Below are 26,990 nucleotides of genomic sequence, written 5' to 3' on the forward strand. Positions count from 1 at the left end.
CAATCGCGCCGGATCAGTGGCCCGGCTCGTCGTTCCAGAGGATCTTGTGCAACTGCAGCTGCAGGCGCACGGGCAGGTTGTCGGCGACTATCCAGTCCGCCAGGTCGCGGGCGTTCACCTCCTTGTGGCTGGGCGAGAACAGCACCTCACCGGCGCGCTGCTCGAGGCGGTACTCGATCAGCTTGGACACCGCCCAGTCATAGTCCTCGCGGGAGCAGATGACGAATTTCACCTGATCGTTGGCCGTCAGGTGGGCGATATTCTCGTAGCGGTTGCGGCCGACTTCGGCAGAGCCGGGGGTCTTCAGGTCGACCACCTTGCTCACCCGCGGGTCCACGGCGGACACGTCCAGGGCGCCGCTGGTCTCGATGGAAACATCGAAGCCGGCATCGCACAGGCGCTGCAGCAACGGGATGCAATTCGGCTGGGCCAACGGCTCGCCACCGGTGACGCAGACATAGCGCGGCTTGTAGGCGGCGACGCGTTCGAGGATGGCGTCGAGGCTCATGATCTCGCCACCGCTGAAGGCGTAGGCGGTGTCGCAGTACTGACAACGCAGGGGGCAGCCGGTGAGGCGCACGAAGACCGTCGGCAGGCCGGCGGTACGTGTTTCCCCCTGCAACGAGTAGAAAATCTCGGTGATTCGCAGGGTTTGATGCATATCAGCCACGGGCGTGACGGCGAAACAGGCCATCCGCCTCCGTTGCGGGATTGAAGGTTGGAGGCTGGCGATTCTAACGAAAAAACCCGCGACTGGCGCGGGTTTTCTTGATTCCGGGTTCAGGAATCAGGGCAGGCGCTGCAGGTCGCGTTGGGCCAGCTGGGCGGCCGAGCTGCCCGGATACTGGGCGATGACCTGCTGCAGGATGGTCTTGGCCTTGGCGCTGTTGCCCAGGCGCTGCTCGACGTCGGCCAGCTTGTACAGGGAGTCCGGTACTTTCGGGTGCTGCGGATAGGCCTGGCCGACGCGGGCAAAGGCCTCGCTGGCGCCTTGCAGGTCGCCTTTGGCGAGGTTCACTTCGCCCAGCCAGTACTGCGCATTGCCGGCGTACTGGCTGTTGGGGTACTTGCGCAGGAAGGCGTTGAACGCCTGGCTGGCCTTGTCGAAGTCCTTGGCCTTGATCAGGTCGAAGGCGGCGTCGTAGTAGAGCTTTTCCTTCGCGGGGTCGCCCGGTTCAGTGCTGGCGGCAGCTTGCTGCGCCGGAGCGGCCGGGGCGCCGTTGGCGGCGGGAGCGCCAGCGGCAGGGGAATTCTGGGTAGCCGGTGCGCCAGCGGCGGCACCACCGGAAAGACGGCGATCGAGGTCCTGATAACGCTCCAGACTTTCCTGTTTCAGGCGCTGGATCTCGTACTGCTGCTCCTCGACCATGCCGCGCAGGCGAGTGATCTCTTCCTGCATCTGCTGGAGCTGCATGAACAGCTCGCCCTGCGCGGAGACGGGGGCCGCGGGGGCCCCTGTCCCGGCGTAGGCAGCGCCAGCCGTGCCATAACCGGACGGCGGGTAACTTCCACCGTAACCGGCGTTGTTATCCACCACGGGAACCTCAGCCAGCGCCATGAACGGCAGGCTGGAGAGGGCCAAGAGGGTCAGAGCACGGCTGGACTTGCGCATGGCGAATTACTTGCGCAGTTCTACGCGGCGGTTTTGCGCCCAGGACTGCTCGTCGTTGCCAGTGGCAACCGGACGCTCTTCGCCGTAGGAAACCAGTTCCAGCTGAGCCGGGGAAACGCCCTGCAGAACCAGGTAGCGCTGAACGGCCTTGGAACGACGCTCACCCAGAGCCATGTTGTACTCGCGGGTGCCGCGCTCGTCGGTGTGGCCTTCCAGGACAACGCGGTTGCCGTTGGCCTTCAGGTCCTTGGCGTGTACGTCCAGAGCGCGCATGGCTTCCGGCTTCAGGTCGGAGCTGTCGTACTCGAAGTAGAAAGTGGTGATAGCGCGCAGAGCGGCTTCTTCGCTCATGCTGCCGTCTACACCGCTGCCACCGGCGTTGTAGCCAGCGTTCGGGTCAACAGCGCCTTCTCCGGTGCCTTCGCCGCCTTTGGACGAGCAACCAACAGCCACGGCCATGGCCAGTGCCAGAGCGGCAAATTTGCCGAATTTCAGCATTTCCATCATGTAACTCCTAATGAACCCCAGGTGTGTTTAGCAAAGGTATTTTTTAATGACCGCTTCAGTTCAGGTACGGCGACCAGGAAGGTTCGCGAATGTCGCCCTGAACGGTGGGAATCGGGACCCGCACGCGCCCGTTTGTAGACACGAGCATCAATACGCCGCCCCCCTGCTGGCGAGTTGCGTAGATTAGCATGGTGCCATTAGGCGCAACAGTGGGCGAGTCGTCCAGCGTGGTGCCGGAAAGGATGCGCGGAGCGCTGCCGGCGCGGGTCAGGTCCTGGGCGGCCACCTTGAAGTTGGTGAAGCCGTCCTGGCGGTGGATCATCACCAGCATCTTCTCGTCAGCCGAAAGTTTCGGGTTGGCGTTGTAGTTGCCGGTGAAGGTCACGCGCTGCGGTTCGCCACCATTGATGCTGGTCTTGTAGACCTGCGGCTTGCCGGCGCGATCCGAGGTGAAGTAGATGGTCTGGCCATCCGCGCCCCAGAAGGGCTCGGTGTCGATCGCCATGTTGTTGGTGACGCGGCGCAGCTGGCGGCTGCCCAGGTCCATCACGTAGATCTCCGGGTTGCCATCGCGGGACAGCACGAAGGCCAGGCGATTGCCTTCCGGCGACCAGGCCGGGGCGCCGTTCAGGCCTTCGAAGTTGGTGATCTGCTCGCGGCGGCCGGTGTCGATGTGCTGGATGAAGATGCGCGGGCGCTTCTGCTCGAAGGACACATAGGCGATACGGCGGCCATCCGGAGCGTAGCGCGGCGACAGGATGGGCTCGCGGGACTGCAGCAGGGTCACGGCGCGCTGACCGTCGTAGTCGGAGCGCTGCAGGGTGTAGCGGGTGTTGTTCACCGAGAAGCGTTCGGCGGTGACGTAGAGCATGCGGGTGGAGAAGGCGCCCTTGATGCCGGTGAGCTTCTCGAAGGACTGGTCGGCGATGTAGTGCGCCATGTCACGCAGCTGGTCGGTGGAACCGCTGACGTTGCCGGCCATGACCTGCTGTTCGGTGGTGACGTTGAACAGCGCGAACTGCACCTGCAGGCGGCCGCCGGCCGGCACGATGCTGCCCACCAGCACGTATTGGGCACCCAGGGCCTTCCAGTCACGGTAGATCACTTCGCTGGCCTGGGTCGGCAGGCTGATCATGTTCTGCCGCGGGATCGGCTCGAAGTAGCCGGAGTTGCGCAAGTCGGTGCCGATGACATCGGACATCTGGGTGGGCAGCACGGTGCCGCCCTGCCAGCCAAAGGGCACCACGGCGATCGGGGTCGCCCGGTCGGTACCGCTGGTGATCACCAGCGGGTCGGCGGCCTGGACGGAGCCGACCAGCATGGCCACTCCGAGCAGGACGATACGAATCAGGTTATTCACAGACTCAAATCCTCCGGTTTGAAGATGATGCGGCGCTGCCTGTACATCTGGTCAAAGGTAGCGCGGTCCAATTGTTGCATCTCGGGGATGCGCCCGACGCTGCGGACGGCACTGACGGCCGACTGGTCGAAAGGCGAATCGCCGCTGGAACGGGTGACACTGGCGTTGGTGATGGTGCCATCGGGCAGCATCTCGATCCTTATCTCTACGCTCATGCCGTTACGCGCCGATGGCGGGCGGCGCCACTGCTCGCTGACCAGCTTGATGATCAAATCATCGAGGCTGCCGGCGACCTGGTCACCCACTTCATCGGCCAGCGCCTGCTGGTGGCCCACGTCCTCGGACAGCAGCTCGGCCAGGGCCGCGGCTTTCTTGTCCTCGACCGCCTTGCGCTTGGCCTCTTCCGACGCTTTCTTCTTCGCGGCGTCGGCGGCGGCTTTCTTCTTGGCGTCTTCGGCTGCCTTTTTCTTGGCTGCCTCGGCGACCGCCTTCTTCTTCGCCTCTTCCGCGGCCTTTTTCTTGGCCTCTTCAGCGGCTAGCTTCTTGGCCTCTTCGGCCGCCTTCTTCTTGGCTTCCTCTTCGGCTTTCTTCTTGGCGAAATCGGCCTGTTTCTTCTCTTCGACCTTCTTCGCCTCTTCGACTTTCTTGGCTTCGGCTACCTTCTTGGCCTCCGCGGCCTCCGCTGCCTTCTGCTCAGCCACCTCGGCCTTTCGAGCCTCCTCGGCTTTCTTTTGTTCCGCCGCCTTGGCCGCCGCGACCTTCTGTTCCTCGGCCTTCTTCTGTTCCAGTTGCTCGGTTTCGTACTGGGGAGCCGTGGTCTTTTTCTTCTCGCCCGCGATCTTCTGGTTGGTCTGGGTGGTGGCCTGGCTCTGAGATTTGAGCTGGTACAGGGTGGCCTGGACGATAGGCCGGGACGGCGGCAGTTCCGGGGTGAAGGCGAAGCTGACGAACAGCATGCCGAACATCAGGGCGTGCAGGGCCACGGCCCAGATGGTCGGCCAGAAGTAGCTTTCCGAGGAGGAGCGTTCGCTCTGCTGTTGCATCAAGGCGCCTCGGTGATCAGCCCGACGTTGGCCACGCCGGCCTTCTGCAGGCCGCCCATCACCGCCATCACGGCGCCGTAGTCGACCGTCTTGTCGCCGCGGACGAAGACCTGCACGGTCTTACCCTGGCGACTGTTCTCGGCCATGATGCCGGACGCCGCGGAGACCAGTTGGTCCAGGGAAACCGAGGTCTCGCTCTTCTTGCTCTGGTCGGTGTCGACCTCTTCGCCCATGTTCCAGTAGTAGGACTTGTCAGCCTTGATCGAGATGGTCAGGACACGGGCGTTGTTGTCCTGCGGCAGGGCCTCGCTGGAGACCTTGGGCAGGTCGACCTTGACGCCCTGGTTGAGCATCGGCGCGGTGACCATGAAGATCACCAGCAGCACGAGCATGACGTCGATGTAGGGCACGACGTTCATCTCGGCGACCGGTTTGCGTTTGTGGCGGATTCTGGCCATGGCTTGAAACCTTTCCTCTCAGGGTCCCGGCGGCTTACTCGTCGCTGGTGTGCACCTTGCGGTGCAGGATGGCCTGGAACTCGTCGGCGAAGGTGTAGTAACGGCCGATAAGGGTCTCACCACGAGCGGCGAAGCGGTTGTAGGCGATGACCGCCGGGATCGCGGCGAACAGGCCGATCGCGGTGGCGATCAGCGCCTCGGCAATGCCGGGGGCTACAGTGGCCAGGGTCGCCTGCTGTACCTGGGCCAGGCCACGGAAGGAGTTCATGATGCCCCATACGGTGCCGAAGAGGCCGATATAGGGACTGGTGGAACCCACGGTGGCGAGGAAGGGCAGGCTCTGCTCGAGCTTCTCTTCTTCACGGGAGATGGCGACGCGCATGGCACGGGCCACACCCTCCATCACCGCATCCGGGTCGACGCCAGCCTGCTGGCGCAGACGGGAGAATTCCTTGAAGCCGGCGCGGAAGATCTGCTCGACGCCGCAGTCCGGGTCCGGATTGCTGCCGGCCTGGCGGTACAGCTTCGACAGGTCGATGCCGGACCAGAAGCGCTCCTCGAAGGTCTCCAGAGACTTCTTGGCGGCGCGCAGCAAGTTGCTGCGCTGGAAGATCATGATCCAGGAGGTGACCGAGGCGGCCACCAGGGTCAGCATGACCAGCTGCACCACAATACTGGCGTTGCTGATCAGGCTCCACATGGAGGTATGGTCGACGACGTTGGCTTCCACGCTTAATCTCCTGCTGGGAATAGACCCGGGTCGGTAGCGAAGGCTTCACGCAGCGCTTCGGGAATCGCCCGGGGTTTCAAACTGTCTGCACGTACACAGGCCACCAGGAACTGCCCTTCGCATAACAATGCGTCATCGGCGGCTCTTCTCACCTGTTGACGAAAACGCAGGCTGGCACGGTTCAACTCCATCACCTCGGCACTGACGTTCAGTTCGTCGTCCAGCTTCGCGGGCGCCAGGTAGCGCGCTTCGGCCGAATGCACGACGAACAGCAGGTTCTCCCCGACCAGCTCGGACTGGGCAAAACCCAGGCTTCGCAGACGCTCGGTTCGAGCCCGCTCCATGAACTTGAGGTAATTGACGTAGTAGACGATGCCGCCGGCATCGGTGTCTTCGTAATAGACACGACAACGATGCTGGAATGGCTGGGCCCCATTTTGCGCGCGCATACTCTAGTGCTAACTCCTAAGGTTGCCAATCCGAAGAGGCAACTGTTTTTTTCATGGCTCCGTCCCTGTCGAGCGCTTCGACCACGAAAGCCGCTATTCGTCACCCGAGCCGAACAGATCGGTCGTCGGGTTGTCCGCCATGCGCCTGGGCAGGTTCAGCCCGAAGTGCAGGTACGCGTGACGGGTGACCACCCTCCCCCTCGGGGTGCGCATGATGTAGCCCTGCTGGATCAGGTAGGGCTCAAGCACGTCTTCGATGGTATGGCGCTCTTCGCTGATAGCCGCCGCCAGGTTGTCGATGCCCACCGGCCCGCCGTCGAACTTGTCGATCATGGTCAGCAGTAGACGTCGGTCCTGGTGGTCGAAGCCACGCTCGTCGACATCCAGCAGGTTCAGCGCCTGATCGGCGATGGTGCGCGTGATCTGGCCCTGGCCGCGAACTTCGGCGAAATCCCGCACCCGGCGCAGCAGGCGGTTGGCAATACGCGGCGTGCCACGGGCGCGGCGGGCGATTTCGAAGGCGCCTTCCGGCTCGATGTGCAGGCCGAGGATAGCGGCCGAGCGCGCAACGATGGTGGCCAGGTCCTGGGTGCTGTAAAACTCCAGGCGCTGGACGATACCGAAGCGGTCACGCAACGGGTTGGTCAGCATGCCGGCGCGGGTAGTGGCACCGACCAGCGTGAAGGGCGGCAGGTCGAGCTTGATGGAACGGGCCGCCGGGCCTTCGCCGATCATGATGTCGAGCTGGAAGTCTTCCATTGCCGGATAGAGCACTTCCTCGACGATCGGCGAGAGTCGGTGGATTTCGTCGACGAAGAGCACATCGCCGGCTTCCAGGTTGGTGAGTAGCGCCGCCAGGTCGCCCGGGCGCTCCAGCACGGGGCCGGAGGTGCTCTTGATGGCCACGCCCATCTCGCTGGCGATGATGTTGGCCAGGGTGGTCTTGCCCAGGCCCGGCGGGCCGAAGATCAACGTGTGGTCGAGGGCCTCGCTGCGCCCCCTGGCTGCCTGGATGAACAGCTCCATCTGCTCGCGCACCACCGGCTGGCCGATGTAGTCGTCCAGCCGCAGCGGACGGATGGCGCGGTCCAGCTGCTCGTCGCGGTCGCGGCTGCTGGCGGTGATCAGGCGGTCGGCTTCGATCATGCGGGGTTACACCATTCCTTTCAGGGCGCGGCGGATCATTTCTTCGCTGGACAGCCCCTCTTCCTTGACGGCGGACACCGCGCGACTGGCCTCCTGGGGCTTGAAGCCGAGGGCGATCAGCGCACTCAGGGCATCATTTTCCGCACTGGAGACTGCCACGCCAACCCGGGGTTCGACCACCAGGGTGGCGATGGCCGGCATGCTTTCCCAGGCCTTGAAGCGATCCTTGAGCTCCACCAGCAGGCGCTCGGCGGTCTTCTTGCCGACGCCCGGGATCTTCACCAGGGTCGAGGTGTCCTGGGCCTGCACGCAGCGCACCAGTTCGTCCACCTCCAGGCCGGACATCAGCGCCAGGGCCAGTTTCGGCCCGACGCCATTCAAGCGGATCAGCTCGCGGAACAGCTCGCGGTCGCGCTTTTCCCAGAAGCCATAGAGCAGATGGGCATCCTCGCGCACCACCAGGTGGGTGTGCAGGGTGACAGGCTCGCCGACCGAAGGCAGGCGATAGAGGGTGGTCATGGGCACTTCAAGCTCGTAGCCCACGCCGTTGACGTCGAGGATCAGGTGCGGCGGTTGCTTTTCCGCCAGGTTGCCGCGCAGGCGTCCAATCACGAAGTGCGTCCTTTGAAAGGGTTACAAACGAAGCCGGCCGCCCCGCCGCTTGGCGGTCGCCAGCCCGTGGGGTATCAGGCTCTGTCGGTGGTGTGCATGGCACAGGGCGATGGCCAGGGCATCGGAGGCATCGATCTGAGGCTTCTGCACCAGTTTGAGCAGGTGCATGACCATCATCTGCACCTGCTGCTTGTCGGCACCGCCGGTACCGGCGATGGCCTGCTTGACCTGGCTGGCGGTGTATTCGGCGATCTCCAGGCCAGCCTCTGCCGCCGCGACTATGGCCGCGCCACGGGCCTGACCCAGCTTGAGTGCGGAATCGGCGTTACGCGCCATGAACACCTGCTCGATGCCCATGGTCACCGGGCCATAGGTGCGGATCACCTCGCCCACGCCGCGGAAGACGATCTGCAGGCGCTCGTGCAACTCGCCGGCACCAGTGCGGATGCAGCCCGAGGCGATGTATTCGCAGCCGCGCCCGGTATCGCGGACCACACCGTAGCCGGTGATGCGCGAGCCGGGATCGATACCAAGAATCAGGGTCATGCCGCCGCAAGCTCCGAGGGCCGACCGCGGTCGGCACACTGTCTATTTATCCAGCCGCGAGTATACGGACCCGTCCACCAACAAAAAAGCCGGAAGCGCGCGGGGCGACTTCCGGCTTCAGGATCAGGCCAACGCTCAGCCGAGTTGCTCCATGATTTCTTCGGAAATTTCAGCGTTGTGGTAGACGTTCTGGACGTCGTCCAGGTCTTCCAGCATGTCGATCAGCTTCATGACCTTCTGCGCGGTTTCAACGTCCGTAATGGGCGCGGTGATGGACGGGATCATCGCCACTTCGGCCTCGTCGCCCTTGAAACCGGCAGCAGTGAGCGCCTCGTTCACCGAGAGGAAGTCGGCGAAGGTGGTGTAGACCTCCACCGAGCCGTCTTCTTCGGCCACGACGTCATCGGCGCCGGCTTCCAGCGCCGCTTCCATCAGGGCTTCTTCGTTCACGCCGGGGGCGTAACTGATCTGGCCCTTGCGGTCGAACATGTAGGCCACCGAACCGTCGGTACCCAGGTTGCCGCCGCACTTGCTGAAGGCATGACGCACTTCGGCCGCGGTGCGGTTGCGGTTGTCGGTCATGGCTTCGACGATGATGGCCACGCCGCTTGGCGCGTAACCTTCGTAGCTCAGCTCGACCATGTTGTCGGCATCGTTGGAGCCGGCGCCGCGGGCGATGGCGCGATCGATAGTGTCGCGGGTCATGTTCGCAGTCAGCGCCTTGTCCACAGCCAGGCGCAGACGCGGGTTGTCCGCCGGGCTCGGACCGCCGTGCTTGGCGGCAACGGTCAGCTCACGGATGAGCTTGGTGAAGATCTTGCCGCGCTTGGCATCCTGGCGTTCTTTGCGGTGCTTGATGTTGGCCCATTTGGAATGACCAGCCATAACTGACTCCGTACTCTACTGAACGGACGGCGCCATGGCGCCGCCTCGGGTTGGTTCCGAGAACCTGATCACGACCAGCTGCGCGTCGGCCCTGCGGCGTTAAAAACAGGCTCGGAATGCTCATTTACAACCCGTAAACTCCGCTTCCTCGCCTGTTTTTGCCTTGCATGGCTCTAGCTCGCAAGATCGTGAGCAGGTTCTGATTACTCGGCCTTGGCCTGCTCGCGCAGGCGGATGTTCAGCTCGCGCAGGGCCTTGGCATCCACGGTGCCCGGAGCCTGGGTCATGACGTCGCCGGCACTCTGGGTTTTCGGGAAGGCAATCACTTCGCGGATCGACGAAGCGCCGGTCATCAGCATCACCAGTCGGTCCAGGCCAAAGGCCAGGCCACCGTGCGGCGGTGCACCGTACTTCAGCGCATCGAGGAGGAAGCCGAACTTCTCTTCCTGTTCCGCATCGTCGATGCCGAGTACGCGGAACACCGCCTGCTGCATGGACTTGTCGTGGATACGGATGGAACCGCCGCCCAGTTCGGTGCCGTTGAGCACCATGTCGTAGGCGCGGGACAGGGCCGCAGCCGGGTTGGCTTCCAGCTCTTGCGGGGCGCACTTGGGCGAGGTAAACGGGTGGTGCAGCGAAGTCAGGCTGCCGTCATCGTTCTCTTCGAACATCGGGAAGTCCACGACCCACATCGGCGCCCACTCCTTGGTGAGCAGCTTGAGGTCGTGACCGACCTTGATACGCAGCGCGCCCAGGGCGTCACAGACGATCTTGGCCTTGTCGGCGCCGAAGAACACGATGTCGCCGTCAACCGCGCCAACGCGATCGAGGATCACATTCAGATTCTCTTCGGGAATGAACTTGACGATAGGCGACTGCAGACCTTCGACGCCCTTCGCGCGCTCGTTGACCTTGATGTAGGCCAGGCCCTTGGCGCCATAGATGCCGACGAACTTGGTGTAGTCGTCGATCTGGCTGCGCGGCATGGAAGCGGCGCCCGGGACGCGCAGGGCGGCAACGCGACCTTTCGGGTCGTTGGCAGGGCCGGAGAAGACTTTGAATTCAACAGCCTTCAGTTGGTCGGCAACGTCAACCAGTTCCAGCGGGATCCGCAGGTCCGGCTTGTCGGAACCGTAGCGGCGCATGGCCTCTTCGAAGGGCATGTGCGGGAATTCGTCGAACTCGACGTCCAGCACTTCCTTGAACAGCTGGCGCACCATCTTCTCGGTGATGTGGATGATGTCGCTTTCTTCGAGGAAGCTGGTCTCGATGTCGATCTGGGTGAATTCCGGCTGGCGGTCGGCACGCAGGTCTTCGTCGCGGAAGCACTTGGCGATCTGATAGTAGCGGTCGAAGCCGGCCACCATCAGCAGCTGCTTGAACAGCTGGGGCGACTGCGGCAGGGCGAAGAAGTGGCCCGGGTAGGTACGGCTCGGCACCAGGTAATCGCGCGCGCCTTCAGGAGTCGGACGGCCGAGGATCGGGGTTTCCACATCGAGGAAGCCGTTCTCGTCCAGGTAGCGACGAATGCTGCTGGTAATGCGCGCGCGCAGCTTCAACTTGGCGGCCATTTCCGGACGGCGCAGGTCGATGAAGCGGTAGCGCAGGCGGGTTTCCTCGCCCACATCGGAGTATTCGTCCAGCGGGAACGGCGGGGTCTCGGCCTGGTTCAGTACTTCCAGCTCGTAACCCAGCACTTCGATGGCACCGGAAGCCATGTTGGCGTTGCGCGCGCCTTCCGGACGCATACGCACCTTGCCGGTGATCTTCACCACGTACTCGCTGCGCACACGGTCGGCGCGGGCAAAGGTTTCTTCGCGGTCCGGGTCGAATACCACCTGAGCCAGGCCTTCGCGGTCACGGATGTCGAGGAAAATGACCCCGCCGTGGTCGCGGCGGCGGTGTACCCAACCGCAGAGGGTGACTTCCTGGCCATCCAGGCTCTCGTTCAGTTGGCCGCAATAGTGGCTGCGCATCATGGTCGTGTTTCGCTTCTCTTGAGTCGTGAATTCGTCCGCCCCAAGGGCGGCGGAGCATCCGGCGGAGGTGCAACCCCTTGCCGGACAGGCCGGGGTTCGCGGCAAAGGGCGGAATTATATAGCGAATATTGACAAAACGCAGCCGCCCACCCGGCGCCTCCAGGCCGTGCAGACAAGCGCCACGTCGCTTGCTGCGCCCGCCAGCAGTGACTAAGCTCGCCAGCACTCGCCCGACGGACGGACGGAAGGACGCAACGCTTACAAGGAGTGAAGATGCAGTCGCTTGCAGGGAAGGTCGCGGTCATCACGGGGGCCGGCTCCGGCATCGGCCGGGCGCTGGCCAATCAGCTCGCCGCCCAGGGTTGCTGCCTCGCCCTTGCCGACATCGACGCCGACGGCCTCGAAGCCACTGCAGCCCCCTTGCGCCGCGACAGCCAGCACGTTTCCACCCACGCCCTGGACGTCGCCGACCGCAATGCCGTGCACGCCTTCGCCGACCAGGTAGTTGCCGACCATGGCAGCGCCCACCTGGTGATCAACAACGCCGGCGTGGCGGTTTCCCAGACCATCGCCGAGCTGCGCTACGACGACTTCGAATGGCTGATGGGCATCAATTTCTGGGGCGTGGTCCACGGCACCAAGGCCTTCCTGCCCCATCTCCTGGCCCAGGGCGAAGGGCATATCGTCAACCTGTCGAGCATCTTCGGCATCGTCAGCCTCCCCACCCAGGGCGCCTACAATGCCAGCAAGTTCGCGGTGCGCGGCTTCACCGAAGCGCTGCGCCAGGAGCTCTGCCTCACCCCCATCAAAGTCAGCTGTGTCCATCCCGGCGGCATCCGCACCAATATCGCCCGCTCGGCACGATTCTATCGGGGCATGGATGGCAGGAGCGACGCCGCCCGGGCGGCAGAGCGCTTCGACAGACTGGCGCGCACCTCAGCGGACCAGGCGGCGCAAACCATCATCAAGGGCATCCTGGCCGGCCAGCCACGGATCATGGTCGGCGCCGACGCCCGTTTCCTGGACCACCTGCAACGCCTGCTGCCCGCCAATTACCCGCGACTGCTGGGCAAGCTGCTGGGCAAGGGCTGAACCCGACCCGCACCAATGACTTCTAACGATCGCTTCCATTGACAGAAGACAAGGCCGGCCCGCATTCGACCCGTGCTAGGCTCTGCCCATCACGGCCCTGCCTCGGGCCGCAAGCTACCGAGAGGAGAATTGGTATGGAAATCAACATCGGAATCGCCGAACAGGATCGCGCAGCCATCGCGGAGGGCCTGTCCCGCCTGCTGGCCGACACCTACACCCTCTATCTCAAGACCCACAACTTCCACTGGAACGTCACCGGGCCGATGTTCAACACCCTGCACCTGATGTTCGAAGGCCAGTACAACGAATTGGCCCTGGCGGTCGACGCCATCGCCGAACGCATCCGGGCCCTGGGCTTCCCGGCCCCCGGCACCTACGCCGCCTACGCCCGCCTGTCCTCCATCAAGGAAGAGGAAGGCGTGCCGAGCGCGGAGGACATGATCAAGCAACTGGTGCAGGGCCAGGAGGCCGTGGTGCGCACCGCCCGCGGCATCTTCCCGCTGCTGGACAAGGTCAGCGACGAGCCCACCGCCGACCTGCTGACCCAGCGCATGCAGGTCCACGAGAAGACCGCCTGGATGCTTCGCAGCCTCCTCGCGGTCTGATCCGCAGGCGATCAAAAAGGCCCGGGATACCGGGCCTTTCGCTAGGCGCCACAGCCCGCCTGCTCTATGCTCTGGCAATTCGACATCTCGTCACAGTGAAGTGCATGAGCCAGCCTCCGAAACCGCCGTCGCTGCTTGAGCTATTCCCCGAAGAAACCCGTGAGGCCGCCGACCTGCTGAAACAGGCCGTCCCTCACATGGTGCGCCATTCGATCCCGCCGAACCCCGTGCACTACGCCCTCTGGTACACCTATAGCAAGGGGCTGGAACCCGACCTCAACCGTCGCCTGGACAAGATCACCCAGGATTTCGACGTCTTCCCGCCGGAGTCGGCGATCAAGCTGTTCCGCGACTACATCATCCGCGGCGAACTGGAAGAGGCACGCCAGGGCCAGCAGCAGGTCATCGAACTGGTCGACGACATCGAAAGCGACGTCAGCCGCAGCGTGAACGGCAGCCAGGCCTACCAGAGCAGCCTGGCGAGTGGCCTGGCCGCCCTGCACGAACCCATCATCGACGACTTGCCCGGCGTGCTCAGCCATCTGCAGGAAAGCACCCAACTGATGCAGGAGCAGCAGGAGCTGTTCCTCTACCGACTGCGCGCCGCGCAATCGGAAATCCAGCATCTGCGCAACCAGCTGGAACGCGCGCAACTGGCCGCCACCCTGGATGGCCTGACCCAGGTATTCAATCGCCAGGCCTTCACCCGCCTGCTGGATCAATCCCTGAAGAATGGCCAGGAAGGCTTGGCGCTGGTGATGCTGGATATCGACCACTTCAAGCAGTTCAACGACCAGTTCGGCCACCCGCTGGGCGACCGCGTGCTCCAGCATGTGGGCCAATTGCTGCGGGAACTGCTGCCAGCGCGCGCCATGGCCGGCCGCTATGGCGGCGAGGAATTCTGCGTGCTGCTGCGCGACTGCCGTGACCTGGATACCGCCCGGCGCTTCGCCGAGCAGTTGCGCGGCAAGGTGCAGGCCCTGCGCGTCAAGGTCCGGCGCACCGACCAGGTCCTCGACACCATCACCGCCAGCTTCGGCCTCGCCCTGGCGGAACCCGGCGACAGCTTCGAAAGCTTCATCACCCGTGCCGACGACGCCCTCTACCAGGCCAAGCGAAATGGCCGCAACCAGGTGCACCCGCCCGCCTCGGAACCCGTGCTAAGCGCTTGATTTGAGTAGCCCTGCCCTTTGCTGTTAAATACAGCCCGTGCCGCATGACAATCCTGGGTCGTGCGGCATAGGCCGATGGCTGCGCCCTCTTCATCCCGCGCGGCCCGGCTCTTCCGTAAGAGATTCCGTTTTCAAGGTGAATCCATTGAACATACTTAAGATCGTCCATCTGTTGACGGGCGCTGCCGCATTACTGCTGTCCTTCATTCCAAGCCTGCGCGCTGACACCCTGCCCTACCTGCAACAGCCCGATGCGCTCTACCTCGCCTTCTGTGGTCTGCTCAACCTGCTGCTGGCGCCGGTCGTGCCGGTATGGGCCAAGGGCATGCGCAGCCAGCTGCAGAGCCTCGTTTCCGCCCTGCTGGTGCTGTCGGTAATACTGCAGACCCTGGTCCTTCTCGCCCCGCTGCCGTCGATTGGCGAGCAGCCGGCCATTCTGGTCAGCATCCTCGCCGTGATCCTGGCCGTAGCGCTGCACCTGGTCATCAACCTGCGCAAGGTCACTCAGGCCACCCCCCTGCCCCAGGACATGTCCAACCGGGAAACCGGCACGGTGAAGTGGTTCAACACGTCCAAGGGTTTCGGCTTCATCTCCCGCGACACGGGAGATGACATCTTCGTCCACTTCCGCGCCATCCGCGGCGAAGGCCACCGCGTCCTCATCGAAGGGCAGCGCGTGGAATTTTCGGTGATCCAGCGGGACAAGGGCCTGCAGGCCGAAGACGTGATCGCCGCGCTGCCCAGCAGGCGATGAGCCCCCCATGAAAAAGCCCGCCAATCGGCGGGCTTTTTCATGGGCGATCAGTAATGGGGTGGCGGCGCTTCATCTTCACTCGGCCCGTACTGGCTGAGCAGCTCCTCCTGGCGCTTCGCCAGGGCCGCCAGTTGCAACTGCAGGCGCTCCACCACCCGCTGCTGCTCCACCAGCACATCATTGAGGGTCTGGATGGTGTCATCCTGGAAGGCCAGGCGGCTCTCCAGGTCGGCGATGCGCATTTCCAGGCTCATGCTCAGTCCTCCACGAAGCGGAAATCGTCGGCCAACACCAGGCGCAGCCTGGACCGGATGGCAGCAACCTGCTCCGCCGAGTAAGGCACCGCCGGATGTCGCCCCCAGACCGGCGCGGGCCAGGCCGGATCCTCGCGGCGACGGATGATCACATGCATGTGCAACTGGCTGACCACGTTGCCCAGGGTGGCGACGTTCATCTTGTCGGCTCCGAAGGCATCCTTGAGGGTCTCCGCCAGAAAGCTGGTTTCCTCCCAGAGCGTGCGCTGGTCTTCGACGCCGAGCTGGAACAGCTCGCTGACCTCCTCGCGGCGCGGCACCAGGATGAACCAGGGATATTGCGCATCGTTCATCAACAACAGCCGGCACAGGGGGAAATCACCTATCGGCAGGGTGTCCTGCTGAAGCCTTGGGTCCAGGGTGAACATACTGACCTCTCCTGTTCGACTTGAGGATAACTGAGCTTAACCCCCGCCCCTTTCGCCGGCCCAGTGCCGAGCGGCGGAGACGAGGCCGCGCAGCATAGCCAAGCCATCGCCCGAGTGAAACTCGTCGAGGAGCGCCGCCTATATAAAGGAAGGTTGAACAGGCCGCGTTACCGCGCGCACCAGATCAGCGCAGTCCCCGCATTTCGTTACCACTGGCAACACCAGAAGTTACGACCCGTCGCCCAGGGCGACGGTTCACACAACCGTCACGCTTTTCTGGCACTGACTGTCAATAGCCAGCCGGCGTGCAGGGTGCCTCATTTCAGGGCAGCGCATTCCCCCCATCGACCATGCTGGCATCGGGGCTTTGGCGCCCCGGAACGACCGCGCCACAAGGCAAAGGGAATTTTTCTCTTCGACCCCATCGTTTGTGCACGCTTGTTGCTTGAGAGCAGCCAGGTCACAGACGGGACCAGGATCAAGTCCAATGGACGCCTGCCCGCAAAGTACCTCGGAAACATAGGGGACGAAGGGATGCAAGGCGGATCCTATAGATATGCGACACAGTTCTTTTCGATTTGCGACAGCACTGTGAAGAAATCGTAAGGACTAGGTTTCAACTATCGCCATTATTGTCGCCGTGCTATAAGTTAGCGCCGACACAAAAAGAAAGAACCGCCTTCCATTGAATAAGAAAGCGGCGAGAATCTTCAAAACCAAAGGAGCAATCACAATGCAAGTGATGAAGTGGAGCGCACTGGCTCTGGCCGTGACCGCCGGTAGCATGCAGTTGGCATTCGCCAGCGCCCAGGAAGAGTCCAAGGGCTTCGTGGAAGACAGCAACCTGACTCTGCTGAACAAGAACTACTTCTTCTGGCGCGACTTCCGCAACAACCCCTCTACCAGCCAGAACTACCGTAAAGAATGGGCCCATGGCATCAGTGCCATTTATGAGTCCGGCTATACCCAGGGCACCGTCGGCTTCGGCATCGACGCCCACGGCATGCTGGGCCTGAAACTGGACAGCGGCAACGGCACCAACGGTACCGGCCTGCTGCCGACCGGCTCCGACGGCCGCTCCCAGGACGATTACTCCTACGCTGGCGGCGCTGTCAAAGCGCAGATCTCCAACACCCAGCTGAAGTACGGCAACCTGTTCCCGACCGCGCCGGTATTCGCCACCGGTACCGCTCGTCTGTTCCCGGGCTCCGCTGAGGGCTTCCAGCTGCTGAGCAGCGAGCTCGAAGGCCTGAACATCGACGCCGGCCACTTCACCTCGATCCGTGACGGCAGCGCCTCCACCAACCGCCGCGGTGAAATCACCACCACCTACACCGGTCTCGCCGCCAACAGCGCTGACTACGTAGGCGGCTCCTACGCCTTCACCGACAACGTCAGCGCAAGCCTGTACGGTGCCGAGCTGGAAGACATCTGGCGTCAGTACTACGGCAACCTGAACTGGAACATCCCGTTCAGCGACAAGCAGGCCCTGAACCTGGACTTCAACGTCTACCGCACCCTGGACGAAGGTCAGGCCAAGGCCGGCGACCTCGACAGCACCGCCTGGTCCGCTGCCGCCGCCTACTCCATCGGCGCTCACAAGTTCACCCTGGCCTACCAGAAGGTGAACGGCGACGAGCCCTTCGACTACATCTCGATGGACGGCTTTAACTCCGGCGACTCCATCTTCCTGGCCAACTCCGTCCAGTACTCCGACTTCAACGGTCCGGAAGAGAAGTCCATCCAGGCTCGCTACGACCTGAACATGGCTGAATACGGCGTACCCGGCCTGAGCTTCATGGCTCGCTACATCACCGGTGACGACGTCGACGGCACCAAGGCCGACCCGAACGGCGCCTTCGCTGGCCAGATCGGCGGCGACGGCAAGGAATGGGAACGCGACATCGAGGCCAAGTACGTGGTTCAGGGCGGTCCTGCCAAAGACCTGTCCATCCGCATCCGTCACGCCTCCTGGCGCGCCAACAGCGACATGGCCTTCTTCGGCGCCGCTGGCGGCACCGCCAACGACGAAGTTCGCGTGATCACCGAGTACCCGCTGGATATCCTGTAATATCCCTCGCGTACGCGTATGTGATTAAGGAAACCCGGCCTAGGCCGGGTTTCTTTTTGCCCAGTAATCCGCCATCAGACCGATCAGGATACAAGCAAACATTGATCAAAATATGACCAGGATATTGCGCAAATTTTAATCACCCAGAGGCAATGCATAAGTACCGGTCACATGAGCCACCAGATCATCTTCTTCACCCGCTGAATAGAGTGAAACTTCGCAAACTGCTTGACGCCGACCAAGTTTAAGTATCCGCGCTTCGGCAAATAGATCGACCGGCCTGGGTCTTGACAGGAAGTTGATGTTCAAGTTAGACGTCACCGCCATTTCAACTTTACCCAGTCGTCCCAGCACTACTGCATACATCGCCGCATCGGCCAGCGCCATGATGGTCGGGCCGGACAAAGTGCCGCCAGGCCGCACCAATTTGGGCTTGAAGGGTACCCGCGCCAGGGCCCCATCCGCGTCCAGCCGCTCGATACGCAGGCCGATATCCTCGGCCATGGGCACGCCGCCGCGTATCAGCGCCTCCACTTGCTCCGCCGTCAATGCCACCACGTCGCCCTCCTCCGTCAACCGGACCGCAATCCTGTACGCAACTTGATCAGGGCCGTACAATGCCGAGCCATTCAAACCCATCGCAACCGACAAAACGGCCAAACATGCGTACCAGTCAGTACCTGCTGTCTACCCTCAAGGAAACCCCCGCCGATGCCGTGGTGATCAGCCACCAGCTGCTGCTGCGCGCCGGCATGATCCGCAAGCTCGCCTCCGGTCTCTACACCTGGCTGCCAATGGGCCTGCGGGTGCTGCGCAAGGTCGAGGCCGTGGTCCGCGAAGAGATGAACGCCGCCGGTGCGCTGGAAGTGCTGATGCCGGCCGTGCAGCCCGCCGAACTCTGGCAGGAGTCCGGCCGCTGGGAGCAGTACGGCCCCGAGCTGCTGCGCCTGCACGACCGTCATGAGCGCGAATTCTGCGTCGGCCCGACCCACGAAGAAGTCATCACCGACATGGCGCGCAACGAGCTGAACAGCTACAAGCAGCTGCCGATCAACTTCTACCAGATCCAGACCAAGTTCCGTGACGAGATCCGTCCGCGCTTCGGCCTGATGCGCGGTCGCGAGTTCGTCATGAAGGACGCGTATTCCTTCCACATGAACCAGGAATCGCTGCAGGAAACCTACGACCGCATGCACCAGGCGTACTGCAACGTGTTCAGCCGCCTGGGCCTGAATTTCCGGCCCGTGCTGGCCGACACCGGTTCCATTGGCGGTACCGGCTCCCACGAGTTCCATGTGCTGGCCGAGTCCGGTGAAGACGACATCGCCTTCAGCGAAAGCTCCGACTACGCCGCCAACGTCGAAAAAGCCGAAGCCCTGCCCCGCGAGACCGAGCGTCTGGCGCCGACCCAGGAGCTGAAACTGGTCGACACCCCGAACACCAAGACCATCGCCGACCTGGTGGAAAACTTCGGTCTGCCGATCGAGAAGACCATCAAGACCCTGGTGGTCCATGGCGCCGAGGAAGGCACCCTGATCGCCCTGATCGTACGCGGCGACCACGAGCTGAACGAGATCAAGGCCGCCAACCTGCCCCAGGTCGCCAGCCCGCTGGTATTCGCCAACGAAGCCGAGCTGCGCCAGGCCATCGGCGCCGGTGCCGGCTCCCTCGGCCCGCTGAACCTGCCGCTGCCTTGCGTGGTTGACCGTTCCGTGGCCCTGATGAGCGACTTCGCCATCGGCGCCAACATCGACGACAAGCACTACTTCGGCGTGAACTGGGAGCGTGACCTCGCGCTGCCGGAAGTCGCAGACCTGCGTAATGTGGTCCCCGGCGACCCGAGCCCGGACGGCAAGGGCACCCTGGTGATCAAGCGCGGCATCGAAGTGGGCCACATCTTCCAGCTGGGCACCAAGTACAGCGAAGCCATGAAGCTGAACGTGCTGAGCGAACAAGGCAAACCCGTGACCCTGATCATGGGCTGCTACGGCATCGGTGTTTCCCGCGTGGTGGCGGCCGCCATCGAGCAGAACTACGACGATCGCGGCATCCTCTGGCCGCAGGCCCTGGCCCCCTTCCAGGTCGCCCTGGTCCCGCTCAAGTACGAGACCCCGGCCGTCAAGGAAGCCACCGACAAGCTCTACGCCGAGCTGCGCGCGGCGGGCGTCGATGTCCTGCTGGACGACCGTGACAAGAAGACCAGCCCCGGCGTCAAATTCGCCGACATGGAGCTGATCGGCATTCCGCATCGCATCGTGGTGAGCGAGCGCGGCCTGACCGAAGGCAACCTGGAATACAAGAGCCGCCGTGAATCCGACAGCCAGCCCGTGCCGGTTGCCGAGGTGCTCTCCTTCATTACCGCCCGCGTGAATCGCTGATCGAGAAAATGTCCAAGCGTAGTTCCCATCGCCTCGCCGGCGCCGCCTTGTGCGGCGCCCTCTTCGTCAGCGGCTGCGCGAACCATCTGCCGCAGCGCAGCGAACACGAGGAGCGTGTCGAGCGCAAATTGCTCAACCACAGCCTGCAGATCGACGTGGGTGATCCCCAGGTGCTGGAGCTGCCGCAACGACGCATCCGCATCAACGAGCAGAAGACCTTCGAAGTCACCGAGTTCGAAGTCAGCCGTCACTACGACCGCTACACCCCCTACCAGCCCTGGCGGGAACTCTACGAAGTTCCGCTGGGCGCGGTAGCGGTGGTCGCCGGCGTCGGCGCCAATGTGCTCAACGTGGCGCTGCTCGGCAGCCTGCCGGATACGGCCACCAAGGACTGGATAAGCTACGGATTCGCCGGCCTCAACCCGGCGATGAACGTCGAGTCCAACGGCCGCTCCGAGCAGAACCTGGCCAGCATCGACGAGAAGCAGCTGGACAAGCGCATGGAGTACTCCAGCCTGCCCTGGGCGGAGCGTCCGGTGCAGGTCAAGGCCGGCAACAAGACCCACGAGCTGCTCACCGATCGCAACGGCATCCTGCGCCTGAACCTGCTGGACGGCCCTTTTGCCGACCAGGACATCAGCCGCATCGGCCAGCTCCAGCTGAGCGTCGAGGACCCGCTGGACACCGCCCGCGCCGACGCCTCCCTGGGCATCAGCCACTCACTGCGCGGCAAGCTGCAGGAAGCCCATGGGCTGATCTTCGAGGACCTCGAGGATGACGAAGTCCCGCAATGGGTTCATCGGGTCAAGCGCCTGTCGGAACTGGGCCTGGAAGAAGAAGCCAGCGAACTGGAGCAGAGCCTGATCGAGCTGACCCGCAACGATCCGGAGCTGCAGCAGGAACTTCTCCAGTCGTTGATGAAGGATGCCGGACGCCTGGCGGCGGACCCGGGCGAATCGGACTGAATCTGTCGAGGGAGCCAAACTCCCTCGTGCGGCCCTTCAGCGCCGCACGATGAAACCGGTGATGCCCTGCACCGGCTGATCCTGCAGCTCGATCCCGGTCACCCGGGCATCCGCCGGCCCCTGTTCCAGCCAGGCGGCGAGTTCACGCACGGCGTCCTCCTCGCCCTCCACCAGCACCTCGACCCGTCCATCGGACAGGTTGCGCACCCAGCCGTCCAGCTCCAGGCGGTCAGCCTGGTCCTGGGTCGACTGGCGGAAATAGACCCCCTGCACCTTGCCGCTCACATAGCCATGCAGACAGATTCGTGCCATGGTCCTAACCCCCCTTGCGCAATTCCTCGAGCTTCGCGGTAAGGCCCGCAGCGCTCTGCTCGCCCATCAGTCGCTCACGCAGCTTGCCCTGAGCATCGATGATGTAGGTGACAGGCAATGCCTCGCTGCGCGGCAGTTCGTAACGCTTTGACGGATCCTCCGCCAGTACGGTGAAACGGATGCCCATCTTCTCGACTGCCTGGCCAAGCTCACTGCCCTGCAACCCGTCGAAATTGACCCCGATCACCTTCACCCCCTTGTCCTTCTGTTGCTCGGCGAAGGCATTGAGTTCAGGAATTTCCGTGCGGCACGGCGCACACCACTCTGCCCAGTAATTGATCACCAGCCACTGGCCTTCGAGGCGCTCAACCGCTACCTTCTGTCCATGCTGATCGACGCCGACGTCGTCCGAGCAGCCGGCCAGGAACAGGCCGGCGCCCATCAGCGCGAGCAGCCCTATTACAGAATGGAGTCGCAATCCCATGCATTCGGTCCTCATGTACGCGGGGTTGACATGACGCTGGATGCCCTGCGCCTGGAAGTGCCGGACATCCTGGAAGAGAACAGCACTCCGTTGGCCAGCCTGCCGGCGCTCCTCGCAGAGGCTCGCCAACTCCCTCAGGATAGTGCCCTGCAGCAGGTCCTGGGGCATTTGTTCAGGCTCAACCGCAGCGCGCTGACCTTACTCGAAAGGCAACGCGTGCTGCAAAGCGTCAGCGAAGAGTTCCGTCAATTCGCGCTGGCCTATCAGGAACGCAGCCTCCCCCCGAGCCTCTTCGTCAGGCTCTGCGATGAACTGGCCTGCGGCTTCAAGCGCCTGCTGCTGCAGATTCTCCAGGGTCACCACCCCTCGCGCCCCCACCTGGCCTGGTGCCTGTACATGGCCCAGCACTTCCTCGCCCAGACTCAGCTGCGCAATTATCAGCTCTACCAGGAGCCCAGCCCACGACTCTGGCGCGACAGTCACCTGCTGTACTGGATCGGCGAACACCAGGGCTGCCTGGACGAGCCGGTGGCCGCGGCCTTCCGCCCCACACCGGCCAATACCCTGCGCGGGCTCTATCAGCAGATGCTGCTCATGGCCCTGAGCAATCCCTTTCATCTCAGCGAAGGCGAATGCCCGCTGCTCTTCGGCGCCCTGGCGCCCCTGGCGGGACTCGCACGGTTGCTGCCGTGGGACGAGGACGACGAGAATGGCAGTCCGACCGTCGACCTGACCGAATCCCAGCCCTGCCTGCCCCAGGACCAACGCCCCGATGGCGCCAGTGGCTACCTGCGCCGTTTCGAGCTGGGCGCCCTGCTGATCGCACTCCATGAACCGGCTCCCCTGCGCAGCGAAGGCGAAGGGGCACTGCTGGAGAAAGTCCGCCAGCACTGGCTTGGACGCCAGCAACGGCGCCATCCGCGCACCGAGCAATCGGGAAGTTGCCAGTTGGTGGTGGGGCTGCCCGCCATCCATGCCGACCTGCTGGCGCAGCATCCCGGCCGCTCGGAAGCGCAGATGCTCGATGCCAGCCCCGGCGGCGCCCGCCTGCTCTGCCACGGCGACCAGGGCGGCCAGCTGCCGGTGGGCCAACTGGTGCTGGTGCAGACCCGCAACACTCCGATGCTCGCCCTGGTGCGCTGGCGCTACCAGAACACCGAGGGCCTGCACCTCGGCCTGCGCTACCTCAAGGGCCTGCCGCGCCCGGTGTGGCTGCGCCGCGCCCCCAGCGCACAGACCCACCCCGGCGTGCTGCAGAGCACACCGGCGCCGGGCAATGGCTGGCACCACGGTCTGTGGCTCCCCGGCAAGCAATTCGTCCAGGGCGAGAATCTCTGGCTGCAACTGGCCAGCGTGAACAACCAGGCCATTGTGCCGCTGCCCGAACCCAACCTCTGCACCTCGCTGGTGGCGCGCTATCCCTTGCAACTGGCCTGAGCGATCAAACTGCGAGACGGATCACGCAGCGCGCCGGCCAAGGCGCACAGTTCGTGGGGAAATGGCTGCTTATAATCCCGGATCATCGGTACGAACGTGCCTTTCCAGACGGGACGCCCCATGCAACAGCAAGACAGCTTGATCGGCCCGGTCCCCGCCCGTGTCGTCGAAGTCGCCCGCTCCACCCTCACGGCCTTCGAGGGCCGAGTGGCGGATTTCAATGTGGCGGCCTGGTTGCACCTGCCGGGCATGACGGAGCTGCCGGTGTCCCTGCTGGTGAGCTACCTGGACGGCGAGCAGTACCGCGAGGTGGCGGTGGATCATGGAAAGCTCAACCCCAGGGGCAAGATACTGTTGGCCGGCATCGCCCGCCTGCCGTTCCGGCAGAAGATCGAGCAGATGCAGATCCGCATGCGCTGCGCGGTACCCATCAGGGGGCTGCTGGTGGAAGAGCTCTTCGTGCAGGCGGTGGAGCTGGCTGAACCCGCCAATCGTCGGGCACGCGCCTGAAGCGTCTCAGCCCGGCAAGGCCCGGCAATTGTGCGGCACTTCCTGCGCAACCACCTCCTCCTGCACTGATTCGGGCGCCAGCGACTCCGGCCAGTGATGGAACTTCAGCCCGGTCACCCGGTTGAGTCCGTCCAGGGCCCGCTGCGGAGCGCGCTCATGCAGGTGGATCAATTTGTCTTTCGCGTTACCCATTGCCTTCGTCCCCCGGCCATCGATTCGACGGCCCTTTCCCTGTAGTGCCATAACCATGCCAATCGCAGCCTTCTGCTCCGCCGCGGCCCGGCAGCACGCCGAGCCGATGCGGCCGCTGTCGACTGACGAATTTCGTCAGTCGTTTCCCGGCTTGAGCCACTGCGCCAGGCTGCCGCCGAACAGTGCCTGCTGTTCCTGCTGGAGCAACTGCAAGGCCTCCCGCAGCGGCGGATACCATTCCTCGTCCAGATGCTCAGGCAACTGGTTCAGTCTCGGCAGCGGCCAAGGCATGTGGCTCAGCAGCTGATAGAGGCTGTAGCCATTGAGGTCGCGGCAGAGCACCCAGGCGCCGCCGCTCGCCCCGCAGACCAGGTGCTGGCTCTCCAGCAGTTCGAGCATCTCCAGCCATTCATCCTCCGGCAGGTGCCAGCCAGCGCGCTGCACATCCAAGTGCCGCACCGGCATGCCGCGCATCTGCCGGTCGTGGAAGACCCGCAGGATTCCCAGCAGCACCAGCAGGCGCGGCAGTGCGCGACGGCGCCAGTGCCACGGGGTGGAGAGGTTGCACACCAACTCGGCGCCGAACAGCACGATGACCCAGGACAGGTAGATCCACAGCAGGAACAGCGGCACCGTGGCAAAGGCGCCATAGATCAGTTGGTAGCCGGGGAAGAAGCTGACATAGAGGCCGAACAGCGCCTTGGCCGCCTCGAACAGCAACGCGGTGAAAACGCCCCCCGCCACGGCATGGCGCACCGGCACCCGCGCATTGGGCACTGCGGCATAGATCAGGGTGAACGCGGCGATGCTGGACAACAATGGCATGACGCCCAGCAGGGTCTTGGCGCCGTAGAGCGCGTCCGGGCCGGAAATCAGCGACAGTGAAGTGATGTAGGTGCTCACCGCGAAGCCGGCCCCCAGCAGCAGCGGACCGAGGCTGAGGATCGCCCAGTAGAGCAGGAAGCTGGAAATGCCACGGCGCGGCTGGCGCACGCGCCAGATGGTGTTGAAGGCCTTCTCGATGGTCACCAGCATCATGAAGGCGGTCACCACCAGCAGGCCGACGCCTACCCAGGTCAGGTGCCGGGCCTGCACGGTGAAGCCACGCAGGTACTCCTGCAGGGTCTCGCCCGTGGAAGGCACGAAGTTGCGGAAGATGAAACTCTGGATCTGCTCGCCGGTGCCCTGGAAGGCGGGGATGGCCGAGAGCATGGTGAACGTCACCGTCATCATCGGCACTACGGCGAACAGGCTGGTGTAGGTCAGGGCTGCGGCGCTGTTGGTGCCACGATCGGCAATGAATCGCTGCAGCAGGAAGCGCCAGAATTCGACGACGTCGGTAAGGCGTTGGCGCATTCCATCTCCTTGATTCGAATCGACCCGGCCCGCCAGAGCAGACCGCAACCACAGCGCACGGTTCAGGACGACGCCGCGACGCGGTTAGAATAGCCGCCTCGACCAAGCCCATGCGACCCCCGACATGACCGAACTGACCCTCTACCACAATCCGCGTTGCTCCAAGTCCCGCGGCGCCCTGGAACTTCTCGAGGCCCGCGGCCTGGCGCCGACTATAGTGCGCTACCTGGAAACCCCGCCCAGCGCTGCCGAGCTGCGTGATCTGCTGGCCAAGCTCGGCCTTTCCGCCCGCCAGCTGCTGCGTACCGGCGAGGACGAATACAAGGCGCTGAACCTGGACGATGCCGGACTCTCCGAAGAGCAACTGATCGCCGCCATGGTCGACCATCCCAGGCTGATCGAACGGCCCATCCTGATCGCCGGCGACAAGGCCGTGGTCGGCCGCCCGCCGGAGAAGGTGCTGGAGATCCTTCCTTGAGCACGCCCTACGTCCTGGTTCTCTACTACAGCCGCCACGGCGCCACCGCCGAGATGGCCCGGCAAATCGCCCGGGGTGTCGAGCTGGCAGGCCTGGAGGCGCGGCTGCGCACCGTCCCGGCGGTGTCCACGGAATGTGAAGCGGTGGCACCGGATATCCCTGCCGACGGCGCCCTCTACGCCAGCCTGGACGACCTGCGCTATTGCGCCGGCCTGATCCTCGGCAGCCCGACCCGCTTCGGCAACATGGCCGCACCGCTCAAGTACTTCCTCGACGGCACCAGCAGCCTCTGGCTGACCGGCGAACTGGTGGGCAAGCCGGCGGCGGTATTCACCTCCACCGCCAGCCTGCATGGCGGCCAGGAAACCACCCAGATCTCCATGCTATTGCCCCTGCTGCATCACGGCATGCTGATCACCGGCCTGCCCTATAGCGAGCCCGCACTGCTGGAGACCCGTGGCGGCGGCACGCCCTACGGCGCCAGTCACCATGCCGGCGCCGACGGCAAGCGGCCGCTGGATGAACACGAGATTACCCTTTGCCGCGCCCTGGGCAGCCGCCTGGCACAGATCGCGCAACGCCTGGAGACGCCGCGTGGCTAGAAAACCCAAGCAACTTCCTGAACTGGCCTGGCTGGCGCCGCGCATGACCGCCAGCCGCGTGGTCAGCCTGGCGAGCTTCATCGCCCTGGCCCTGCTGCTGACCATCAACACCCTGTTCTTCGCTGACCTTCACGGTGCACGCACCTGGGTGGTCCTGGCCATCCTGATGGTGCCCCTGGTCCTGCTCGCCCCCGGCATGGTCCTTGGCAACGCCCGGGCACATGCCTGGGCCTGCTTCGTGGTGAACCTCTACTTCATCCAGGGCGTGCTCGCCGCCATCGACCCGGCGCGTAGCCTGTTCGGCTGGCTGGAAGCGGGCCTCAGCCTGCTGCTGTTCTGCGCAGCGCTGCTCTATACCCGCTGGCGCTTCCAGTACAACCGCAAGCTGGCCGGGGAGTGATTCCCGAGAAGAAACGAAAAAGCCCGGAATTTCCGGGCTTTTTTATGGTTCTTCGCGGAGTCTGGGGGAAGAGCGAGTTGACAGTCAGGGAAGTGGGTAAATTGGCAGTCGCCAAACACACCAACCCCCACTCCCTGCTGCCGCCGTGCATCCTATTGATCTTGCCCAGTTCT

The 26,990-nt window shown here is 63.8% G+C and carries 32 protein-coding genes; 12 read left to right on the forward strand and 20 right to left on the reverse strand.

The annotated features are described in order from the left end of the window. Positions 1-13 precede the first annotated feature (13 nt). From queE to aspS, 13 genes are all read right to left on the reverse strand, one after another. A complete protein-coding gene (gene queE, locus ACFW0H_RS21245; RefSeq protein WP_422915838.1) occupies positions 14-661 on the reverse strand; it encodes a 7-carboxy-7-deazaguanine synthase QueE in 648 nt (215 codons plus the stop codon). Positions 662-787: 126 nt separating this feature from the next. Further along, positions 788-1,612: a tol-pal system protein YbgF gene (gene ybgF, locus ACFW0H_RS21250; RefSeq protein WP_422915839.1), complete on the reverse strand. Its 825-nt coding sequence runs from the start codon at positions 1,610-1,612 to the stop codon at positions 788-790. 6 nt (positions 1,613-1,618) lie between these two features. Next, entirely contained in the window at positions 1,619-2,116 is a 498-nt protein-coding gene (gene pal / locus ACFW0H_RS21255) for a peptidoglycan-associated lipoprotein Pal (RefSeq protein WP_422915840.1), read from the reverse strand. A 58-nt stretch (positions 2,117-2,174) separates the two neighbouring features. Continuing rightward, the gene (gene tolB / locus ACFW0H_RS21260; protein ID WP_422915841.1) at positions 2,175-3,479 is read right to left on the reverse strand and encodes a Tol-Pal system beta propeller repeat protein TolB; all 1,305 of its coding nucleotides are present in this window, start codon (positions 3,477-3,479) and stop codon (positions 2,175-2,177) included. After that, on the reverse strand, positions 3,476-4,522 hold the full coding sequence (gene tolA / locus ACFW0H_RS21265; protein WP_422915842.1) for a cell envelope integrity protein TolA: 1,047 nt from the start codon (positions 4,520-4,522) through the stop codon (positions 3,476-3,478). The genes tolB and tolA overlap by 4 nt, the downstream gene beginning before the upstream one ends. After that, a complete protein-coding gene (gene tolR / locus ACFW0H_RS21270; RefSeq protein ID WP_422915843.1) occupies positions 4,522-4,980 on the reverse strand; it encodes a protein TolR in 459 nt (152 codons plus the stop codon). Before tolR ends, tolA begins: the two co-directional genes overlap by 1 nt. A 34-nt stretch (positions 4,981-5,014) precedes the next feature. Then, entirely contained in the window at positions 5,015-5,710 is a 696-nt protein-coding gene (gene tolQ, locus ACFW0H_RS21275) for a protein TolQ (RefSeq protein WP_422915844.1), read from the reverse strand. Between the two features lie 2 nt (positions 5,711-5,712). Continuing rightward, positions 5,713-6,159 (reverse strand): tol-pal system-associated acyl-CoA thioesterase, encoded by a 447-nt coding sequence (gene ybgC, locus ACFW0H_RS21280; protein WP_422915845.1) that lies wholly within the window; start codon positions 6,157-6,159, stop codon positions 5,713-5,715. Between the two features lie 93 nt (positions 6,160-6,252). Beyond that, positions 6,253-7,305 (reverse strand): Holliday junction branch migration DNA helicase RuvB, encoded by a 1,053-nt coding sequence (gene ruvB, locus ACFW0H_RS21285; protein WP_422915846.1) that lies wholly within the window; start codon positions 7,303-7,305, stop codon positions 6,253-6,255. A 6-nt stretch (positions 7,306-7,311) separates the two neighbouring features. Next, positions 7,312-7,917, reverse strand: coding sequence for a Holliday junction branch migration protein RuvA (gene ruvA / locus ACFW0H_RS21290; RefSeq protein WP_422915847.1), 606 nt, complete (start codon positions 7,915-7,917; stop codon positions 7,312-7,314). Between the two features lie 21 nt (positions 7,918-7,938). Beyond that, positions 7,939-8,463 (reverse strand): crossover junction endodeoxyribonuclease RuvC, encoded by a 525-nt coding sequence (gene ruvC / locus ACFW0H_RS21295; protein ID WP_377695320.1) that lies wholly within the window; start codon positions 8,461-8,463, stop codon positions 7,939-7,941. Positions 8,464-8,598: 135 nt separating this feature from the next. Then, positions 8,599-9,348 carry a YebC/PmpR family DNA-binding transcriptional regulator gene (locus ACFW0H_RS21300; protein WP_422915848.1) on the reverse strand — a complete coding sequence of 250 codons (750 nt, stop codon included), beginning with the start codon at positions 9,346-9,348 and terminating at the stop codon, positions 8,599-8,601. Between the two features lie 203 nt (positions 9,349-9,551). After that, positions 9,552-11,327 (reverse strand): aspartate--tRNA ligase, encoded by a 1,776-nt coding sequence (gene aspS / locus ACFW0H_RS21305; RefSeq protein WP_422915849.1) that lies wholly within the window; start codon positions 11,325-11,327, stop codon positions 9,552-9,554. Between the two features lie 273 nt (positions 11,328-11,600). On the opposite strand from aspS, the gene ACFW0H_RS21310 reads away from it, so the two are divergent. From ACFW0H_RS21310 to ACFW0H_RS30170, 4 genes are all read left to right on the forward strand, one after another. Next, positions 11,601-12,419: an SDR family NAD(P)-dependent oxidoreductase gene (locus tag ACFW0H_RS21310; RefSeq protein ID WP_422915850.1), complete on the forward strand. Its 819-nt coding sequence runs from the start codon at positions 11,601-11,603 to the stop codon at positions 12,417-12,419. A 134-nt stretch (positions 12,420-12,553) separates the two neighbouring features. Further along, positions 12,554-13,024 (forward strand): Dps family protein, encoded by a 471-nt coding sequence (locus ACFW0H_RS21315; RefSeq protein ID WP_422915851.1) that lies wholly within the window; start codon positions 12,554-12,556, stop codon positions 13,022-13,024. 104 nt (positions 13,025-13,128) lie between these two features. Beyond that, positions 13,129-14,196, forward strand: a complete 1,068-nt coding sequence (locus ACFW0H_RS21320) for a GGDEF domain-containing protein (RefSeq protein WP_422915852.1) — start codon at positions 13,129-13,131, stop codon at positions 14,194-14,196. Positions 14,197-14,347: 151 nt separating this feature from the next. Continuing rightward, positions 14,348-14,950 carry a cold-shock protein gene (locus tag ACFW0H_RS30170; RefSeq protein WP_459077325.1) on the forward strand — a complete coding sequence of 201 codons (603 nt, stop codon included), beginning with the start codon at positions 14,348-14,350 and terminating at the stop codon, positions 14,948-14,950. 47 nt (positions 14,951-14,997) lie between these two features. Here the strand turns inward: ACFW0H_RS30170 and ACFW0H_RS21335 are convergent, their stop codons facing one another. Next, positions 14,998-15,204, reverse strand: a complete 207-nt coding sequence (locus ACFW0H_RS21335; protein WP_422915853.1) for a SlyX family protein — start codon at positions 15,202-15,204, stop codon at positions 14,998-15,000. A 2-nt stretch (positions 15,205-15,206) separates the two neighbouring features. Beyond that, positions 15,207-15,632 carry an HIT domain-containing protein gene (locus ACFW0H_RS21340; RefSeq protein WP_422915854.1) on the reverse strand — a complete coding sequence of 142 codons (426 nt, stop codon included), beginning with the start codon at positions 15,630-15,632 and terminating at the stop codon, positions 15,207-15,209. A gap of 733 nt (positions 15,633-16,365) precedes the next feature. Here ACFW0H_RS21340 and ACFW0H_RS21345 point away from each other — a divergent pair. After that, positions 16,366-17,703 (forward strand): OprD family porin, encoded by a 1,338-nt coding sequence (locus tag ACFW0H_RS21345; RefSeq protein WP_422915855.1) that lies wholly within the window; start codon positions 16,366-16,368, stop codon positions 17,701-17,703. A 135-nt stretch (positions 17,704-17,838) separates the two neighbouring features. Here ACFW0H_RS21345 and ACFW0H_RS21350 read toward each other — a convergent pair whose 3' ends face one another. Continuing rightward, positions 17,839-18,252: a PaaI family thioesterase gene (locus tag ACFW0H_RS21350; RefSeq protein ID WP_422915870.1), complete on the reverse strand. Its 414-nt coding sequence runs from the start codon at positions 18,250-18,252 to the stop codon at positions 17,839-17,841. 113 nt (positions 18,253-18,365) lie between these two features. On the opposite strand from ACFW0H_RS21350, the gene ACFW0H_RS21355 reads away from it, so the two are divergent. Both ACFW0H_RS21355 and ACFW0H_RS21360 read left to right on the forward strand, forming a co-directional pair. Beyond that, entirely contained in the window at positions 18,366-20,081 is a 1,716-nt protein-coding gene (locus tag ACFW0H_RS21355) for a proline--tRNA ligase (RefSeq protein WP_422915856.1), read from the forward strand. A gap of 8 nt (positions 20,082-20,089) precedes the next feature. Then, complete coding sequence (locus tag ACFW0H_RS21360; RefSeq protein WP_422915857.1) at positions 20,090-21,046, forward strand: hypothetical protein; 957 nt, start codon at positions 20,090-20,092, stop codon at positions 21,044-21,046. Positions 21,047-21,082: 36 nt separating this feature from the next. On the opposite strand, the gene ACFW0H_RS21365 is transcribed toward ACFW0H_RS21360, so the two are convergent. Both ACFW0H_RS21365 and ACFW0H_RS21370 read right to left on the reverse strand, forming a co-directional pair. Then, complete coding sequence (locus ACFW0H_RS21365) at positions 21,083-21,358, reverse strand: acylphosphatase (RefSeq protein ID WP_422915858.1); 276 nt, start codon at positions 21,356-21,358, stop codon at positions 21,083-21,085. A 4-nt stretch (positions 21,359-21,362) separates the two neighbouring features. After that, positions 21,363-21,842, reverse strand: coding sequence for a TlpA disulfide reductase family protein (locus ACFW0H_RS21370; RefSeq protein ID WP_422915859.1), 480 nt, complete (start codon positions 21,840-21,842; stop codon positions 21,363-21,365). Positions 21,843-21,872: 30 nt separating this feature from the next. On the opposite strand from ACFW0H_RS21370, the gene ACFW0H_RS21375 reads away from it, so the two are divergent. Together ACFW0H_RS21375 and ACFW0H_RS21380 are read left to right on the forward strand one after the other, a co-directional pair. Next, positions 21,873-23,279, forward strand: a complete 1,407-nt coding sequence (locus tag ACFW0H_RS21375; protein WP_422915860.1) for a PilZ domain-containing protein — start codon at positions 21,873-21,875, stop codon at positions 23,277-23,279. A 120-nt stretch (positions 23,280-23,399) separates the two neighbouring features. Beyond that, positions 23,400-23,789 (forward strand): hypothetical protein, encoded by a 390-nt coding sequence (locus tag ACFW0H_RS21380; RefSeq protein WP_422915861.1) that lies wholly within the window; start codon positions 23,400-23,402, stop codon positions 23,787-23,789. A 6-nt stretch (positions 23,790-23,795) separates the two neighbouring features. On the opposite strand, the gene ACFW0H_RS21385 is transcribed toward ACFW0H_RS21380, so the two are convergent. Together ACFW0H_RS21385 and ACFW0H_RS21390 are read right to left on the reverse strand one after the other, a co-directional pair. Continuing rightward, the gene (locus tag ACFW0H_RS21385) at positions 23,796-23,981 is read right to left on the reverse strand and encodes a hypothetical protein (protein ID WP_422915862.1); all 186 of its coding nucleotides are present in this window, start codon (positions 23,979-23,981) and stop codon (positions 23,796-23,798) included. A 135-nt stretch (positions 23,982-24,116) separates the two neighbouring features. Beyond that, on the reverse strand, positions 24,117-25,337 hold the full coding sequence (locus ACFW0H_RS21390; protein ID WP_422915863.1) for a YihY family inner membrane protein: 1,221 nt from the start codon (positions 25,335-25,337) through the stop codon (positions 24,117-24,119). 124 nt (positions 25,338-25,461) lie between these two features. On the opposite strand from ACFW0H_RS21390, the gene arsC reads away from it, so the two are divergent. From arsC to ACFW0H_RS21405, 3 genes are read left to right on the forward strand one after another with little or no spacing between them, the layout of a single operon-like run. Beyond that, positions 25,462-25,815 (forward strand): arsenate reductase (glutaredoxin), encoded by a 354-nt coding sequence (gene arsC, locus ACFW0H_RS21395; protein ID WP_422915864.1) that lies wholly within the window; start codon positions 25,462-25,464, stop codon positions 25,813-25,815. Then, on the forward strand, positions 25,812-26,417 hold the full coding sequence (gene wrbA / locus ACFW0H_RS21400) for an NAD(P)H:quinone oxidoreductase (protein ID WP_422915865.1): 606 nt from the start codon (positions 25,812-25,814) through the stop codon (positions 26,415-26,417). Before arsC ends, wrbA begins: the two co-directional genes overlap by 4 nt. After that, complete coding sequence (locus ACFW0H_RS21405) at positions 26,410-26,817, forward strand: DUF2069 domain-containing protein (protein ID WP_422915866.1); 408 nt, start codon at positions 26,410-26,412, stop codon at positions 26,815-26,817. Before wrbA ends, ACFW0H_RS21405 begins: the two co-directional genes overlap by 8 nt. The last annotated feature ends 173 nt before the right edge of the window (positions 26,818-26,990 follow it).

The sequence above is a fragment of the Metapseudomonas cellulosilytica genome (genome assembly GCF_049334135.1).
Classification (GTDB): Bacteria; Pseudomonadota; Gammaproteobacteria; order Pseudomonadales; family Pseudomonadaceae; genus Metapseudomonas.